A 15,715-nucleotide genomic window follows, 5' to 3' on the forward strand; every position below is an offset into this window, starting at 1 on the left:
GCGTTCCGCCGTCACATCCGCCGGTAGTCGCGGGCCGGCATGCGCGGGCCGTAGCGGGGGCGGTGCACGCCCGCGGCGCTGAGGTAGCGGACCGCGCGGTGGCGCTGTCCGGCGTAGGGGGCGAGCGCGTCGAGCATGCCGTCGTCGTCGAGGGGGTGGCCGGTCAGGGCCAGGCCGACGATCGTGGACAGGTGGAAGTCGCCGACGCTGACCGCGTCCGGGTCGCCCCAGGCCCGTTGCGCGACCTCCGCCGCCGTCCACGGGCCGATGCCCGGCACGTGCCGCAGCAGGTCGCGGCCCGCTTCACCGCGCAGCCGGACCGCGCGTTCCAGCCGTCCGGCCACCGAGGCGGCCGCGAGCAGCGTGCGGCGGCGGGCGCCGTCGACGCCGATGCGGTGCCACTCCCAGTCCCGGATCCGGCGCAGCTGCACCGGGTCCGGCGGTACGCGGAGGTCGTCGGCCGGGCCGGGGGCCGGGGTGCCGAAGCGGCGGCAGAGCTCGCGCCAGGACCGCCACGCCTCCCGGTTGGTGACCTTCTGCTCCAGCACCGCGGCGACCAGCACGTCCCACACCCGTCCGGAGGACGACAGCGGCACGCCGTGCGACAGCCGTCGGCCCCGCTCGACGACGTCGTGCACCGCCGCGAAGCCCGCGTCGTCGTCCGAGGCGCCCAGCAGGTCGGGCACGCCGTCCAGCACCGCGCGGGCACCCGGGCCCCACGCGGTCGCGACCACGCCCGAGCCGTCCCGGCCCAGGCGCAGCGTCGCCGGACCGGCGGCGGTCGTCGTCGCGCGCCACACGGCGTCCGGGTCGACGCGCATCGTCGGATCGCCGAGGCCCCGCCGCAGCGGGGCGAGCACGCGGCGCAGGTCCAGCGGGAACGGCGGGCGCCAGGTCCGGGTCAGGGCATCGTCATCCATCACGCGTCGGCCGAGAACCGGACGCCGACGGCGGGGATCTCCACGCCCGGCCACACCCGGATCCCGTCCAGCAGTTCACACCTCTCCCCGATGGTCGCACCGTCGCCGATGATCGCTCCGCGCACCACCGAACCCGGCCCGACCTGGGCGTTCGCGCCGATCACCGACCGCTCCACCACGGCGCCCGCGCCGATCCGGGCGCCGTCGAACAGCACCGAACCGGTCACCCGCGCACCGGGCCCGACGGTGCAACCGCGGCCGATGGTGCTGCCGCCGCGCACGTCCGCGTCACCGGCGACTTCGGCGCCGGGCAGGAGCAGCGCCTCGCCCGGCTCGGCGGGCAGGGCGGCCGACGGCACCACGCCGAGCACCAGGTCCGCCGAGCCGCGGACGAACGCCTCGGGAGTGCCCATGTCCAGCCAGTACGAGGCGTCGACGTGGCCCTGCAGGCGCGCGCCCGCGTCGAGCAGTCCCGGGAAGGTCTCGCGCTCGACGGACACCGGGCGGCCCGCCGGGATGGCGTCGATCACCGGGCGGCGGAACACGTAGCAGCCCGCGTTGATCTGGTCCACCGGCGGGTTGTCGGTTTTCTCCAGGAACGCGGTGACCCTGCCCGCCGCATCGGTGGGCACGCAGCCGAAGCGGCGCGGGTCGTCGACCTTGACCAGGTGCAGTGTGACGTCCGCCGCGTTGTCGCGGTGGGTGGCGACCAGTCCGCGCAGGTCGACGCCGGAGATGATGTCGCCGTTGAACACCAGCACGTCGTCGGCGCGCAGCCGGTCCGCGACGTTGCGGACCGCGCCCGCGGTGTCCAGCGGTTCCTCCTCGACCACGTACTCCAGGTCCAGGCCGAACCGGGACCCGTCGCCGAAGTGCTCGGCGAACACCTCGGCCTTGTAGGACGTGCCGAGCACCACGTGCCGGATGCCCGCCTGCCTGATCCGGGACAGCAGGTGGCTCAGGAACGGCACGCCCGCGGTCGGCAGCATCGGCTTGGGGGCGGACAGCGTCAGCGGGCGCAGGCGCATCCCCCGCCCCCCGACCAGCACGACCGCTTCGGCGCCGGTCAGGGGCGCGTCGACTGCCGGGGCCTGCGCATCGGCGGACATGTGCGTTGTTCCTCCCTCTCACCGCTTCGGCGCAGCGGACGGCTCAGGCGTCGCCGGTTCCCCGCGACGAAAACCCATTGGGGGGAATACTCTGGCAGGGGCCGCGTCATAATGGGCATCGGGCCCGCCCGTTCGGGTGGCGTCCGGCGCCCGAGAGCGGACCACCGACCCCGGCGAAGGACTGAGAGGGCACCCCTATGGACCCGCGCCACCGAGCCGACGAAGCACTTGCTCGTGCGCGGGCACGAGGCGCGTTCGTCGTCACACCCGACAACGCCACCTCGCCGATGGACGCCGCCACCACCGTCCGCATCCCCCGCGAGGTCGTGCAGGAGGCCGACGGTGAGTCGACCGACACCATGCGGGCCATCGCACCGCCGCCGCAGCAGACCGCGCCCCAGCAGTCCGCGCCGCAGCAGCGGCCGCAGCCCCAGCGGCAGCCGGAGCAGGGTCACGGCTGGCCCACCGAGGACTACGGCCAGTTGCCGCCGAACCCCTACCAGACGCAGCGCGGCCCCAACGAGTTCGGCCCGCTCGGTTCGCAGGCGGCCAACCAGCAGTACCCGCAGTACTGATCCCGCCGGGAGCGGGACACCGGTCAGGTGCGGGAGCCGCGGATCTCGATCTTGGCGCGGGCGGTCAGGGCGAGCTTGAGGGCCAGGCGGACCGGGGCCCAGGCCGGGCCGCGGTGCCGGTCGGCGAGGTAGCGGTAGGCGCTGGTGTGGTGCTCGGCGAGCATCCGGGCCGAGGACTTCGAGGTCGAGTGGCCGCCGATGTGCATGATCTCCGCGGACGGCACGTAGACGTTCAACCAGCCCGCGCGGCCCAGCCGGTCGCCGAGGTCGACGTCCTCGAAGTACATGAAGTAGCGCGGGTCGAAGCCGTGCACCGAGTCGAACGCCTCGCGGCGCAGCAGCTGGCAGGAGCCGGACAGCCAGCCCGCGGTGCGCTCGGTGACCGCCGCTTCGGACTGCCGGTAGGCGCGGGTCCACGGGTTGCCCGGCCAGACCTTGCCGAACACGGCGTGACCCGCGCCACGCCCCAGGGACGGCAGCAGCCGCGCCGAGGGGTACACCTCGCCGCTGGGCTCGCGGATCAGCGGGCCGAGGGCGCCGGCGCGCGGCCAGCGGTCGGCGGCGGCGAGCAGCTCGTCGAGGGCGCCTGCGCGCCATTCCAGATCGGCGTTGGCGATGACCACCCAGCCGTACTCGTCGCCCAGCTCGGCGACGCCGCGGTTCACACCGCCGCCGTAGCCGAGGTTGCCCCCGGTGGGCACGAAGTCGACGTTCGCGCGTTCGGCGGCCACGCGTTCCGGCACGCCGTCGGTGGAGCCGTTGTCGGCGAGCACCACCCGGACCGGCCGTTCGGTGGCCTTGTCCAGGGTGTCGAGGAACCGCTCCAGGGTCTCGCCGGGCGAGTAGGTCACGATGACGACGGCGAGCTCGTCGCCGTAGGTGCGGGCGTCGGTCACGCCGCCCCATTCTGCCGAACGCGGTGCGTCACGAGCGCCGGTGGGCGTGGTGGGCGCGGGCGTAGGCGGTGCGGTGCTGGGCGGCGCAGGCCGCCCAGCTGAACTCCTTGGCCCGGCGTTCGGCGGCCACGGCCAGGTCGGCCCGCCGCGCGGGGTCGTCGAGCAGCTCGGTCAGGCCCTCCGCGATGTCCACGGCGTCGATGCCGCAGTAGGCGACCGCGTCGCCGCCGACCTCGGGGAGGCTGAGTCTGCGGGTGGTCAGCACGGCGGCGCCGCAGGCCATCGCCTCCAGCACCGGCAGCCCGAAGCCCTCGCCGAGGCTGGGGTAGGCGACCACGTCGGCGCCGCCGAGGAACCCGGGCAACCGGCGGAACGGCAGGTACCCGGCGCGGATGACCCGGATCCGGTGCGGCACGGCGGCCAGCGCGCGCTCCACCCGGGTGTCCCAGCCGGGTTGCCCCGCCAGCACCAGGGCGGGGGCCGTCGAGCGCCGGCGGACGGCGAGCGCGAAGCCCTCGATCAGCGCGGGCACGTTCTTGCGCGGTTCCAGCGCGCCCAGGAACGCCACGTAGGGCTGGTCGTACAGGCCAAGCCGGTCGCGCACCGCGTCGACGTCCTCGGGGGTCGGCGGGTGGAACCGTCCGGGGTCGACGCCGTGGTACATCACCTGCATCCGCGAGCGGTCGGCGCCGATGGTGCGGGCCAGCTCGGCGGCCGTCGCCCGGCTCGGCACCACGCACAGCGTCGCGCGGCGCAGCGCGGCGCGGGTCCAGGCGCGGAAGAAGCGGGCCTTGACCGGCGAGTGCAGCGCGGGGTCGGTGAAGAACGTCGCGTCGTGCAGGGTGACCACCGAGGCGGCCGGGTTGGCCAGCGGGGTCGTGTAGTGCGGCGAGTGCAGGACGTCCACGCCGAGGCGGCGCACCAGCACCGGCAGGGTGGTCTGCTCCCAGGTCAGCCGCGAGGTGCGGGTGGCGACGGTCTCGGCGGCCGGGACGATCTCGGTGCGCGGGGCGAGGGTGGCGTACAGCTCGGCGTCGCGGGGCTGGCAGGCGACCGCGAGCGGGGTGCCGTCGGCGTCGAGGGCGGCCAGCAGCGAGTCGACGTACCGGCCGACTCCGCCCCGGTCCGCGGGTACCGCGGTGGCGTCGATGAGGATGCGCGGCTCACCTCTGTGCACGCGGGCAGACTACGGGCAGCGCCACCCGATCGGTGGCGAGTCCGGGAAAAACCGTTGGCGCCGGAGGGTGATCATGCGATCATCCCGCGGCGATGTCGAGGTGGATCCGCCACACCGCGCGGGCCGCCTCCTCCCAGGTGAAGTCCGCGGCCCGGCGCAGCCCCGCGGCGGACAGGGCCGCCCGGCGGTCGGCGTTCCGGACCACCTCGGCGAGCGCGGCGGCCAGCGCCGCGGGGTCGGCGCGCGGCACGACGACCCCGGCGCCGCCGGCGACCTCCACCAGCGCGGGCGCGTCCGAGTGCACCACCGGGACCCCGAGCGCCATCGCCTCGACCAGCGGCAGCCCGAACCCCTCGGCGAGGCTGGGCGCGGCCAGCGCGGTCGCGCCGCGCAGCAGCACCGCGAGTTCGGCGTCGTCCACCGGGCCGAGCAGCCGGACGTCGGCGCCGGGGTGGTCGAGCCGGACCGCTCCCCAGCCGGGACGGCCAACGACGAGCAGCGGGATGTCGGGCGCGACCGGTTCCGCCATGGCGCGGACCAGGTGCTCGTAGCCCTTGCGCGGTTCGACGGTGCCGATGGCGAGCACGTACTCCCGGGGGAGCGCGAGCCGGCGGGCCACCGCCGGGTCGGGTTCGGCGAGCAGCGCCGGCGGGACGCCTTCGCCGACGACGTGGACCCCGGCCGCGGGGCGGATGCGGTCGCGGAGGTCCTCGGCGACGGTCCGGGTGGGCACCACCAGGGCGTCGGCGGCGCGCGCGGCTCGCCGCACCGCGCGGCGGTGCCAGGCCGCGCCGCGCGGGGTCAGCGTCCCGGGGTGGGTCCACGGGACCGTGTCGTGGACGGTGACCACCAGGCCCCGGCCGCGGCGGGCGGGCGGGGCGAGCGGCGTCATGGCGTGCACCGAGTCGCCGCCGGGCCACAGCGGGATGCCGCGTTCCCAGGCGGCGACCAGGGCGCGGCGCGGCAGCGGCAGCACGCGCGGGCCCCGGACTCCGGGCACGCGGGCGGCGTCCGGGTCGCCGGAGCGGCTGACGACGCCGGTCAGCTCCCAGCCGTCGGGTGCGGTGGCGGCCATCGCGCGCAGCAGCTCGGCGGTGTAGCGGCCGGTGCCGCCGGGGACCGGGGCGAGCAGTTGCTCGGCGATGGCGACCAGCTCGGGCACCCGGTCAGCCTGCCACGGTCGGGACGCCGACTACTGTCGGGTTCCGTGGATCCCGTGCGCAGCACCGTCGTGGTGGTGACCTGGCGGGGCCGGGCGCACCTGGGCTCCTGCCTCGACGCGCTAGCCGCCCAGGACCGTCCACATCGGACGATCGTGGTGGACAACGCCTCCCGCGACGGCACGTCCGACCTGCTCGCCGACCGCCCCGTCGACGTTCTGCGGCTGCCCCGCAACCTCGGCTACGCCGGAGGTGTCGCGGCGGCGCTGGCGCGGGTGCGGACGCCGTACGTGGCGTGGCTCAACGACGACGCCGCCCCGGAGCCGGGCTGGTTGGCCGCCCTGGAGGAGGCGTTGGACGGCGACGAGCGGGTCGCCGCGGCGTCGTCGGTGCTGCGCGGTCCGGACGGCGCGGTCCAGTCGACCGGCGTGCGGCTGACCGCCGACGGTCACGGCGCCGACGCGACCGGTGGTCCGGTGTTCGGGTTCTGCGGCGGGGCGGCGCTGCTGCGCACCGACGCGCTGCGCGCCGTCGGCGGCGTCCCGGCGCGGTTCTTCTGCTACTACGAGGACACCGACGTCTCCTGGCGGCTGCGGCTCGCCGGGTACCGCGTGGTCCGCGCGCCCCGGGCCCGCGCCCGCCACCTGCACGGCGCCAGCACCCGGCCGGGCTCGGTGCCGTTCCACCGCTGGAACGAGCGGAACCGGTTGGTCATGCTGCTGCGCTGCGCTCCGGCGCGGATCGCGCTGCGCGAGCTCGCCCGCTTCGCGGTGATCACGTTCGCGCTGCCGCTGCGCCGCCGCGTCCCGGACGCGGCGAACTTCCGCGTCGCCGTGCGGCTCCGCGTGCTCGCCGAGGTCGCCGCGGCGCTGCCCGCGGCACTGCGCGCCCGCCGCCGGATCTCCCGGATCGCCGCGGTGCCGCGCGAGGCGGTGTGGCGCGGGTGGGCGGGTTCGCGACCCCACGACCACCCGGCCGGGCGATAGGGCAATCTTGGGTGCGTGGCTGAAACGTCCGACAGCGTCCTGCCCCTGGTGTCGGTGATCCTGGTCAACCACCGGGGCGCCGACGACACGATCGAATGCCTGCGCGCGGTGCGCGAGGACCTCGACTACCCGGCCGACCGGCTGGAGGTGGTCTGCGTCGACAACGCCTCCGGGGACGGCGGTGCCGAGCGGATCCGGGCGGCCGAGCCTGCGGTCCGGGTGGTCGAGTCGGGCGACAACCTCGGTTTCGCCGGGGGCTGCAACCTCGCCGCGCGGCACGCGAACGGTCAGGTGCTGGCGTTCCTGAACAACGACGCCCGGCCGCACCGGGAGTGGGTGCGCGCGGCGGTCGCCGCGCTGCGGGCGGAGCCGACGGTCGGTGCGGTGGCCAGCAAGGTGCTGGATTGGGAGGGCCGCCACGTCGACTTCGTCGACGGCGGGCTGACCTGGTTCGGCATGGGGTACAAGCGGCACGCCGGCGAAGTGGACGACGGTTCGCACGACGCCGCGCGGGACGTGCTGTTCGGCACCGGTTCGGCGTTGTTCGTGCGCGCCGAGCTGTTCGCCGCGCTCGGCGGTTTCGACGAGCGCTACTTCATGTTCTACGAGGACGTCGACCTGGGCTGGCGGCTGAACCTGCGCGGCTGGCGGGTCCGCTACGAGCCGCGGTCGCTGGCCTACCACCGCCACCACGCGTCGATGGCGGGGATCTCCGAGGCGCGCGAGCACTACCTGCTGGAGCGCAACGCGCTGGCGACGCTGTACAAGAACGTCTCGGACGAGACGCTGGCGAAGGCGCTGCCCGCCGCGCTGGCGCTGGCGGTGCGGCGGGCGACCGCGCGCGGCGAGGTCGACCCGACGCAGCTGGAGATCACCCGCCGCCCGGAGGGCGGCGAGGACGGCGCCGCGGTCCCGCTCGACCGGTCCGCGCTGGCCGGGATGCTGGCCATCGACCAGTTCGTGGAACTGCTGCCGTCGCTGAAGAAGTCCCGCGAACAGGAGCAGCGGGACCGGGTGCGCACCGACGCGGACCTGGTTCCGCTGATGCGCAAGGCGATGGAGCCGGCGTACCCGCTGCCGCGCTACCTGGCCGCGCACGACGCGCTGGTGGAGGCGTTCGAGCTGGACGGGGTGTTCGGCCGTCCGCGCAAGATCGCGGTGATCACCGGCGACGCGGTGACCGAGCGCATGGCCGGTCCGGCGATCCGCGCCTGGCACATGGCCGACGTGCTCGCCGCCGAGCACGAGGTCCGGCTGGTCAGCGTCAACGACCGGGTCAGCCCGCCGGAGTCGCGGTTCCCGGTGGTGGCGGCCCGGCGGCGCGAGCTGGCCGCGCACGTGGACTGGGCCGACGTGGTCGTGCTGCAGGGGCACGTGCTGGAGATGGTGCCGTCGCTGAAGGACCTCGACTCGACCAAGGTCGTGGTCTGCGACGTCTACGACCCGATGCACCTGGAACTGCTGGAGCAGGGCCGCGACACCGACGACGAGCGCCGGGCGAAGGACCTGCAGGGCGTCACCAAGGTGCTCAACTCCCAGCTGCGGCGCGGCGACTTCTTCCTGTGCGCGTCCGAGCGGCAGCGGCACTTCTGGCTGGGCCACCTGGCCTCGCTGGGCCGGTTGACGCCCGGGCTCTACGACAGCGACCCGACCGTGCGGTCGCTGCTGTCGGTGGTGCCGTTCGGCCTGCCGTCGGTGGCGCCGCGCCGCACCGGACCGGCGATCAAGGGCGTGCGACCGGGGATCACCGCCGACGACAAGGTGGTCCTGTGGGCCGGGGGCGTCTACAGCTGGTTCGACCCGCTGACGTTGCTGCACGCCGTGCACCGGCTGTCCCGGCGGCGCGACGACGTGCGGTTGTTCTTCCTCGGCATGAAGCACCCGAACCCGGACGTGCCGGAGATGGGCATGGCGGAGCGGACCCGCTCGCTGTCCCGGCGGCTCGGGCTCACCGACGAGGTCGTGTTCTTCAACGAGACCTGGGTTCCCTACGGCGAGCGGCAGAACTTCCTGCTGGACGCCGACTGCGGGGTGACCTCGCACTTCGAGCACGTGGAGACCACGTTCGCGTTCCGCACCCGGGTGCTGGACTACCTGTGGTCCGGGCTGCCGGTGGTGACCACCGACGGCGACTCGTTCGCCGACCTGGTGCGCCGGGAGGGCATCGGCGTGGTGGTCCCCGCCGAGGACCCGGACGCGCTGGCGGGGGCCCTGGAGCGGGTGCTCTACGACGAGGACTTCGCGGCCGAGTGCCGCCGCCGGATGGTGCCGGTGCGGGAGCGGTTCACCTGGGAATCCGTGTTGGCACCGCTGACCGAGTTCTGCCGCGACCCGCGCCCGGCCGCGGACCGGCTCGCCGCGTCCGGACCGCTGGTGCGCACCCCCGCGCCGGGCCGGGGCGAGGCGGTGCGGCGGGATCTGGCCCTGCTGCGCGACTACCTGGACGCGGGCGGGCCGCTGGAGGTCGCCAAGCGGGCCACCGGACGGCTCCGGCGGCTGGCCGCCGAGCGCCTGCACCGCGGCCGCTGACGTGCGGGTGCTGGCCGACGGCACGCCGCTGCTGGGCCGTCGCACCGGGATCGGGCGCTACACCGCGTCGCTCGCGGACGCGCTGGCGTCCCTGGTGGACGTCCGGCTGGTCGGGTTCACCGCGCGGGGCTGGCGCGGCCTGCGGTCCGCGGTCCCGGCGGGGACCCGGGCCGTGGGGCCGCCGCTGCCCGCGCGACTGCTGCGGGCCTGCTGGGCGCGCGGGTCGTTCCCGCCCGTCGAACTGCTCGCGGGACGGGCCGACGTGGTGCACGGCACGAACTTCGTGCTGCCGCCGCCGCTGCGGGCGCGTGGCGTGGTCACCGTGCACGACCTGGCCTTCCTGGACGATCCCCGGCTCGCCGACCCCGATCTGCCCGCGCTGGCGCGCCGGTCGGCGCAGCGGGCCGCCGTCGTGTGCACGCCCACCGCCGCGGTGGCCGACGCGGTGAGCGCCCGGTGGGACGTGCCGCGCGACGGGGTGGTCGTGACGCCGCTGGGCGTCGACCGCGCGTGGTTCGACGCCGCACCGCCGGACCCGGCCTTGCGCGTCCACTTCGGACTACCGCCGGAGTACCTGTTGTTCGTCGGCGCGGACGGCCCCCGCAAGGGGCTGGACACGCTGCTGCGGGCGCTGGCGCCGGACCTGCCGCCGCTGGTGATCGCGGGGCCCGGTGCATCGCGGCCCGCCGACGTCGCGCGCACCGGCTACCTGCCCGACCCGGTGCTGCGCCGCGTCGTCGCCGGGGCGAGCGCGCTGGTGCTGCCGTCGCGGGACGAGGGGTTCGGACTGCCAGCGCTGGAAGCGCTGGCCTGCGGGATCCCGGTGGTGTGCTCGGACATCCCGGCGCTGCGCGAAGTCACCGCCGGGCACGCGGCGCTGTTCCCCCGCGACGACGTCGACGCGCTCCGGGACGCGCTGCGCGAGGCGCTGTCCCGACCGCGCGACGGCGCCGACGCGCGCCGCGCCCACGCCGCCCGGTTCACCTGGCGCGCGTGCGCCGAGGCGACGCTGGAGGCCTACCGGCGGGCGGTGGGCTGAACCCGGTTACGAGGACGTCCGTACCAACGGAACGCCACGCAAAGCACTCCCGAAACACTCCCTAGGAGGAACGCAGCTTCGGGCCGTCGACGGCGAAGGCCGCGGCGAGCGCGTCGCGCCACGGGCGCAGCGCAGTGAGGCCGGACGCCTGCCACGCGCGACCGGACAGCACGGAGTACGCCGGGCGGGGTGTCGGGGAGGGGAACTCCGCACTGGTGCAGGGGCGGACGCGGTCGGGGTCTTCACCGAGCTCGGCGAAGACCGCGCGGGCGAACTCGCACCAGCTGGCCGCCCCGGAGTTGGTGCAGTGCAGCACCCGCCGCTCGGGCCCGCGGCGCCGGGCCGCCAGACCGGCGAGCTCCAGCAGGCCGCCGGCCAGGTCGGCGGCCCAGGTCGGCGAGCCGATCTGGTCGTCCACCACGGACACGACGTCGCGCTCGGCGGACAGCCGGGCCATGGTTCGGACGAAGTTCCGGCCGTGCGCGCCGTAGACCCACGCCGTGCGCACGACCCACGCGCGCGCACCGGAGTCGAGCACCGCGCGTTCGCCGTCGAGCTTGGTGCGCCCGTAGACGGTGCTGGGACCGGTCTCGTCGTCGGGTTCGTACGGCCGGTCGGCGTCGCCTGGGAAGACGTAGTCGGTGGACACGTGCAGCAGTGGGACCCCGGCGTCGCGGCACGCCTCGGCCAGCGCCGCCGCGCCGTCGGCGTTGAGGCGGCGGGCGCTGTCGGCGTCGGTCTCCGCCGCGTCCACGGCGGTGTAGGCGGCGGCGTTGATCACCACCGGCCGCAGCTCGGCGTCCCGCGCGCTCCCGGCGAAGGAGTCGACGGCGTCGGCCAGCGCCTCGGCGTCGGTGATGTCCAGTTCCGCCGAGCCGGGCGCGTGCACCATGCCGCCGGGACGCGCGGACACCAGGCGCGACAGCTCGGAGCCGAGTTGACCGCGCCCGCCCGGGACGAGCACCGCGACGGTCATCGCGCCACCGCCGCGCGCTTCTTCAGCGGTTCCCACCAGGCCCGGTTCTCCCGGTACCAGCGGATGGTGTCGCGCAGCCCCTCGGTGAAGTCCACCGCGGGGGCGTAGCCGAGTTCGCGGACGATCTTGGTGTGGTCCACCGAGTAGCGGCGGTCGTGCCCCTTGCGGTCGGCGACCGGCCGCACCATCGAGTGATCGGCGCCCATCTCGGCGAGCAGGCGCTCGGTCAACTCGCGGTTGGTCAGTTCGGTGCCGCCGCCGATGTTGTAGACCTCGCCGGGCCGACCGGACTCGGCGACGAGCTGGATGCCCCGGCAGTGGTCGTCGACGTGCAGCCAGTCCCGCACGTTCATGCCGTCGCCGTACAGCGGGACCGGCTCGCCGTCCAGCAGGTTCGTGATGAACAGCGGCAGCACCTTCTCCGGGAACTGGTGGGGGCCGTAGTTGTTGGAGCACCGGGTGACGCACACCGGCAGCCCGTGCGTGCGGTGGTAGGCCCGCGCCAGCAGGTCCGAACCCGCTTTTGCCGCCGAGTACGGCGAATTCGGCTCCAGCGCGTGATCTTCGGGCCACGAGCCGGACTCGATGGAGCCGTACACCTCGTCGGTGGAGACGTGCACGAACTTGCCCACCCCGGCGCCGACGGCGGACTGCAGCAGGGCGTTGGTGCCGACGACGTTGGTCACCACGAACGCGTCGGCGCCCTCGATCGACCGGTCCACGTGCGTCTCGGCGGCGAAGTGCACCACGACGTCGACGCCCCGCATCAACCGGTCCACCAAGGGCCGGTCGCAGATGTCGCCGCGGACGAACTCCAGCCGCCGGTCGCCCGCGACCGGGGCGAGGTTGTCCTCGTTGCCCGCGTAGGTGAGCTTGTCCAGCACGACGACCTCGGCGTCGGCGAACGCCGGGTAGGCACCGCCGATCAGCTGGCGCACGTAGTGCGAGCCGATGAAACCGGCACCGCCGGTGACCAGAATCCGCATCCTGCCCCTCCCTGCCGTGCAGCCCCGGTGCGCGGGCCGCGCCCGCAGTCTGACACGCTCCAGGGGATCAACGAGAAGAGTCCCGCATTACGGTGAGTGACGACCTCGCTTCACCCATATGAGGGATATCACCCGTGTCACGAGGACATACCTCACGGCGTATTGATCACCGCTAGCCTGCAACCGAACACGAGCAAAATCACCCCGCCAAGGTGTAACGCTCGCCGCGCAGGCCAAGGAGGAATCGGCGTGGAGGACCGGCCGCGGTGGCCAGCAGGCCCGCAGGGCCAGCCCGGCAGACCCGTCCCGCCCCGCGGGCCCGGCAGACCGCCGGCGCCCACCGCCGCGGGCGGCCAGGGTGCGCGACGAACGGGACGTCCGAACGGACCGAACCGCAGACCGGAGCAGAACGAGGGCAGAAGACGCACCGCCGCCCGCTCGGAACCGAAACCCGCCGCCCCCCCGGAACCGGAGTCCGCCGCCCCTCCCCCGGCGGACACCTGGGACCGCGGGGCCAGGAGCACGCGGGCCCGGAAGTCGTCCCGCAACATCGGGCGGACGTTCGTCGCACTGCTGTCGGTCGCGGTGCTGAGCACCACCGGCTACGGCTGGGCCACGCTGCGCGGCTTCCACGGCAGCACCACGGCTTCCGACGTGCTGGGCAACACCTCCTCCGAGGACGGCGCCGTCGACATCCTGCTGGTCGGCAGCGACAGCCGCACCGACGCGCAGGGCAACCCGCTGCCGCAGGAGGTGCTCGACGAACTCGGCGCCGGTGAGGCGGACGGTTCCCGCACCGACACGATGATGCTGGTGCGCATCCCGGACGGCGCGCAGCGCGCGTCGATCCTCACCTTCCCCCGGGACCTGCAGGTCACCGCTCCCGACGGCTCCACCGAGAAGCTCACCGACCTGACCACGCTGGTCGGCAACGCGACCAAGGCCAAGCTCCAGAAGCAGGGGGTGACCGACCCCAAGGAGCTGGACAAGCAGTCGAAGGCGGCCGGGCAGAAGGCGCTGGTGCAGAAGATCAACGAGATCGCCGGTGCGCACATCGACCACTTCGCCGAGGTGAACCTGCTCGGTTTCTCCGAGGTGACCAAGGCCATCGACGGCGTCGAGGTCTGCCTGAACCACCCGGTGCACGACCCGATGTCCGGGGCGAACTTCCCGGCGGGGCGCCAGACCCTGCAGGGCGGCCAGGCGCTGGCGTTCGTCCGGCAGCGGCACGGCCTGATCAACGAGCTCAACCGAGGCGACCGGCAGAAGGCGTTCATGGCCTCGCTGGCGCACAAGGTGCTCTCCAGCGGCACGCTCGCCAACCCGGCCAAGCTGAACTCGCTGATCGGCGCGATCCAGCGCTCGATCGTGCTGGACCCCGGGCTGGCCGACGACATCCTCGGCTTCGCCCAGCGGATGCAGGGCGCCGCGGGCGGCGACATCGAGTTCCAGACCATCCCGGTGCACTGGAAGGGCCCGTCCGGCAACGAGGTGCCGACCTACGTGCAGTCGGAGACCCAGCAGTTCTCCGCCGACCTGCTGCTGCCGCCCGCCGAGCGGGCGAAGAAGCAGCAGGAGGAGTCGCGGCAGAAGCAGTTGCGCGCCAAGACCTCGGTCAGCGTCTTCAACGCCTCCGGCGTCAGCGGGCTGGCCGGGAACGTGCTGGAGCAGCTGTCCGGTTCCGGGTTCACCGCCGGCGGCAGCTCCAACGCGCAGGACATGCCCAACTCGCTGGTCTACTACGCGCCGGGCGACGAGGAGGTCGCCAAGCAGGCGGCCCAACTGCTCGGCGGCCTGCCGACCAAGCCCAGCCAGAACCTCAAGGCCGGGCAGCTGGAGGTCTACCTGGGCAAGGACTACCAGGGCCCGGGGGCGCACAAGTTCGGCGGTCCGGACACCGTCCGGCTCGACGCGCTGCCGATCGGCCCGCAGGTGGCTCCGCTGCCCACGCAGCAGACCGACAACGACCGCGGCGTCAACATCAACGCCGGCGACGTCCCCTGCGTGGACTGAGCGCCGGTCCCGTCCCGCGCTGCCGCCGGAAGTCCGCACTGCGGGCTTCCGGCGGCCGTTAACCTGAACAACCGTCGGGGTAACAGGCCGCGGGAGGCACGCACGTGGACGAATCGGAACAGCAGCACTCGGTCCCGGACGACGCGGACTCCGACCAGCCGACCGCCGCCGAGCGGCCCACCGGCTCCGGTCGGCGGGGAGCGCGGATCGCCCGGCGCAGCGTGCTCGCCGTCGTGTCCACCGTCGTGCTCGGCGTCACCGCGGTCGGCTGGGTCGTGCTGGACCACCTCAACCAGGCGAGCACCGCCAAGGTCCTCGCGGACGTGCCGCAGACCCCACCGGTCGACGACGGCGCGACCGACGTGCTGCTGGTCGGCAGCGACAGCCGCACCGACGCCCAGGGCAACCCGCTGCCGCTGAGCGTGCTCAAGCAGCTGCGCACCGAGAGCACCACCGGGCTCAACACCGATTCCCTCGTGGTCATCCGGATTCCGCGCAACGGTGCGCCGTCGACCGCGGTGTCCATCCCGCGCGACACCTACGCGGCCGTGCCGGGCGGCCGGTCGGAGAAGATCAACGCCGTCTACGGCCTGACCAAGCGCTCGGCCAAGGACCGGCTCACCGGGCAGGGCGTGCCGGAGACCGACGCCGAGCGCGAGTCCACGCTGGCCGGTCAACGGGCGCTGGTGCAGACCGTGCAGGCGCTCACCGGCATGCACATCGACCACTACGCCGAGGTCAACCTGCTCGGCTTCTACGAGATCACCAACGCCGTCGGCGGGGTCGACGTGTGCCTGCGGCAGGCCACCAGCGACAAGGACTCCGGGGCGGACTTCGCGGCCGGGCGGCAGACGATCTCCGGCGGTGACGCGCTGGCGTTCGTCCGGCAGCGGCACGGCCTGCCGCGCGGCGACCTGGACCGCATCGTGCGCCAGCAGGTGTTCATGGCGTCGCTGGCCAACAAGGTGCTGTCCACCGGCACCCTCACCGACACCGCGCGGATGAACCACCTCGTGCACGCCGCGCAGCAGGCCGTCGTGCTCGACGACGGGTGGGACGTGATGGCCTTCGTGGAGCAGATGCAGCAGCTCGCGACCGGTCACGTCACGTTCATGACGATGCCGGTCGCCGCGGCCCCGTCCCGCGACGACCGCGGTCAGAGCATCCTCGCGGTCGACCCGGAGGCGGTGCACCGGTTCTTCGCCGGGCTCAACGCCCCGTCCAGCGCACCCGCTCCGCGGATGGGGCCGGAACCCGCGCTGCGGCTGGACGGAGCCGCGCACTCCGACGAGCCGCCCATCACCTCGGACGGCGGCGTGCCCTGCGTGAACTGACGCGGCGGACGGCCG

The 15,715-nt window shown here is 74.4% G+C and carries 13 protein-coding genes; 6 read left to right on the forward strand and 7 right to left on the reverse strand.

Translation table 11 applies throughout. The features are described 5' to 3' along the window. Positions 1-11: 11 nt before the first annotated feature. A complete protein-coding gene (locus NV263_RS26535; RefSeq protein ID WP_263249380.1) occupies positions 12-920 on the reverse strand; it encodes a DNA-3-methyladenine glycosylase family protein in 909 nt (302 codons plus the stop codon). Beyond that, the gene (locus NV263_RS26540; protein WP_263249382.1) at positions 920-2,029 is read right to left on the reverse strand and encodes a mannose-1-phosphate guanylyltransferase; all 1,110 of its coding nucleotides are present in this window, start codon (positions 2,027-2,029) and stop codon (positions 920-922) included. Before NV263_RS26540 ends, NV263_RS26535 begins: the two co-directional genes overlap by 1 nt. A gap of 287 nt (positions 2,030-2,316) precedes the next feature. On the opposite strand from NV263_RS26540, the gene NV263_RS26545 reads away from it, so the two are divergent. Beyond that, on the forward strand, positions 2,317-2,604 hold the full coding sequence (locus NV263_RS26545) for a hypothetical protein (RefSeq protein WP_380760191.1): 288 nt from the start codon (positions 2,317-2,319) through the stop codon (positions 2,602-2,604). A 23-nt stretch (positions 2,605-2,627) separates the two neighbouring features. Here the strand turns inward: NV263_RS26545 and NV263_RS26550 are convergent, their stop codons facing one another. The 3 genes from NV263_RS26550 to NV263_RS26560 form a co-directional block, all read right to left on the reverse strand. Further along, positions 2,628-3,500, reverse strand: coding sequence for a glycosyltransferase family 2 protein (locus tag NV263_RS26550; RefSeq protein ID WP_263249386.1), 873 nt, complete (start codon positions 3,498-3,500; stop codon positions 2,628-2,630). 28 nt (positions 3,501-3,528) lie between these two features. After that, the gene (locus NV263_RS26555; RefSeq protein ID WP_263254387.1) at positions 3,529-4,656 is read right to left on the reverse strand and encodes a glycosyltransferase family 4 protein; all 1,128 of its coding nucleotides are present in this window, start codon (positions 4,654-4,656) and stop codon (positions 3,529-3,531) included. A gap of 100 nt (positions 4,657-4,756) precedes the next feature. Continuing rightward, on the reverse strand, positions 4,757-5,839 hold the full coding sequence (locus NV263_RS26560; protein ID WP_263249388.1) for a glycosyltransferase family 4 protein: 1,083 nt from the start codon (positions 5,837-5,839) through the stop codon (positions 4,757-4,759). 45 nt (positions 5,840-5,884) lie between these two features. On the opposite strand from NV263_RS26560, the gene NV263_RS26565 reads away from it, so the two are divergent. Genes NV263_RS26565 through NV263_RS26575 form a run of 3 tightly spaced genes read left to right on the forward strand, consistent with a single transcriptional unit; the run spans position 5,885 to position 10,391 of the window. Then, on the forward strand, positions 5,885-6,823 hold the full coding sequence (locus tag NV263_RS26565; RefSeq protein ID WP_263249389.1) for a glycosyltransferase family 2 protein: 939 nt from the start codon (positions 5,885-5,887) through the stop codon (positions 6,821-6,823). A 15-nt stretch (positions 6,824-6,838) separates the two neighbouring features. Further along, complete coding sequence (locus NV263_RS26570; protein WP_263249391.1) at positions 6,839-9,352, forward strand: glycosyltransferase; 2,514 nt, start codon at positions 6,839-6,841, stop codon at positions 9,350-9,352. Between the two features lie 7 nt (positions 9,353-9,359). Continuing rightward, positions 9,360-10,391: a glycosyltransferase family 4 protein gene (locus tag NV263_RS26575; protein WP_263254388.1), complete on the forward strand. Its 1,032-nt coding sequence runs from the start codon at positions 9,360-9,362 to the stop codon at positions 10,389-10,391. A gap of 61 nt (positions 10,392-10,452) precedes the next feature. Here NV263_RS26575 and rfbD read toward each other — a convergent pair whose 3' ends face one another. Further along, complete coding sequence (rfbD, locus tag NV263_RS26580) at positions 10,453-11,367, reverse strand: dTDP-4-dehydrorhamnose reductase (protein ID WP_263254389.1); 915 nt, start codon at positions 11,365-11,367, stop codon at positions 10,453-10,455. After that, the gene (gene rfbB / locus NV263_RS26585; protein ID WP_263249393.1) at positions 11,364-12,353 is read right to left on the reverse strand and encodes a dTDP-glucose 4,6-dehydratase; all 990 of its coding nucleotides are present in this window, start codon (positions 12,351-12,353) and stop codon (positions 11,364-11,366) included. The genes rfbD and rfbB overlap by 4 nt, the downstream gene beginning before the upstream one ends. Before the next feature lie 585 nt (positions 12,354-12,938). Between rfbB and NV263_RS26590 the strand changes: the two genes are divergently transcribed. Both NV263_RS26590 and NV263_RS26595 read left to right on the forward strand, forming a co-directional pair. Then, the gene (locus NV263_RS26590; RefSeq protein ID WP_263249395.1) at positions 12,939-14,366 is read left to right on the forward strand and encodes an LCP family protein; all 1,428 of its coding nucleotides are present in this window, start codon (positions 12,939-12,941) and stop codon (positions 14,364-14,366) included. A 104-nt stretch (positions 14,367-14,470) separates the two neighbouring features. Next, a complete protein-coding gene (locus NV263_RS26595; protein WP_263249396.1) occupies positions 14,471-15,700 on the forward strand; it encodes an LCP family protein in 1,230 nt (409 codons plus the stop codon). Positions 15,701-15,715: the final 15 nt, after the last annotated feature.

The sequence above is a fragment of the Saccharopolyspora rosea genome (assembly GCF_025643595.1).
Lineage (GTDB): Bacteria > Actinomycetota > Actinomycetes > Mycobacteriales > Pseudonocardiaceae > Saccharopolyspora > Saccharopolyspora rosea.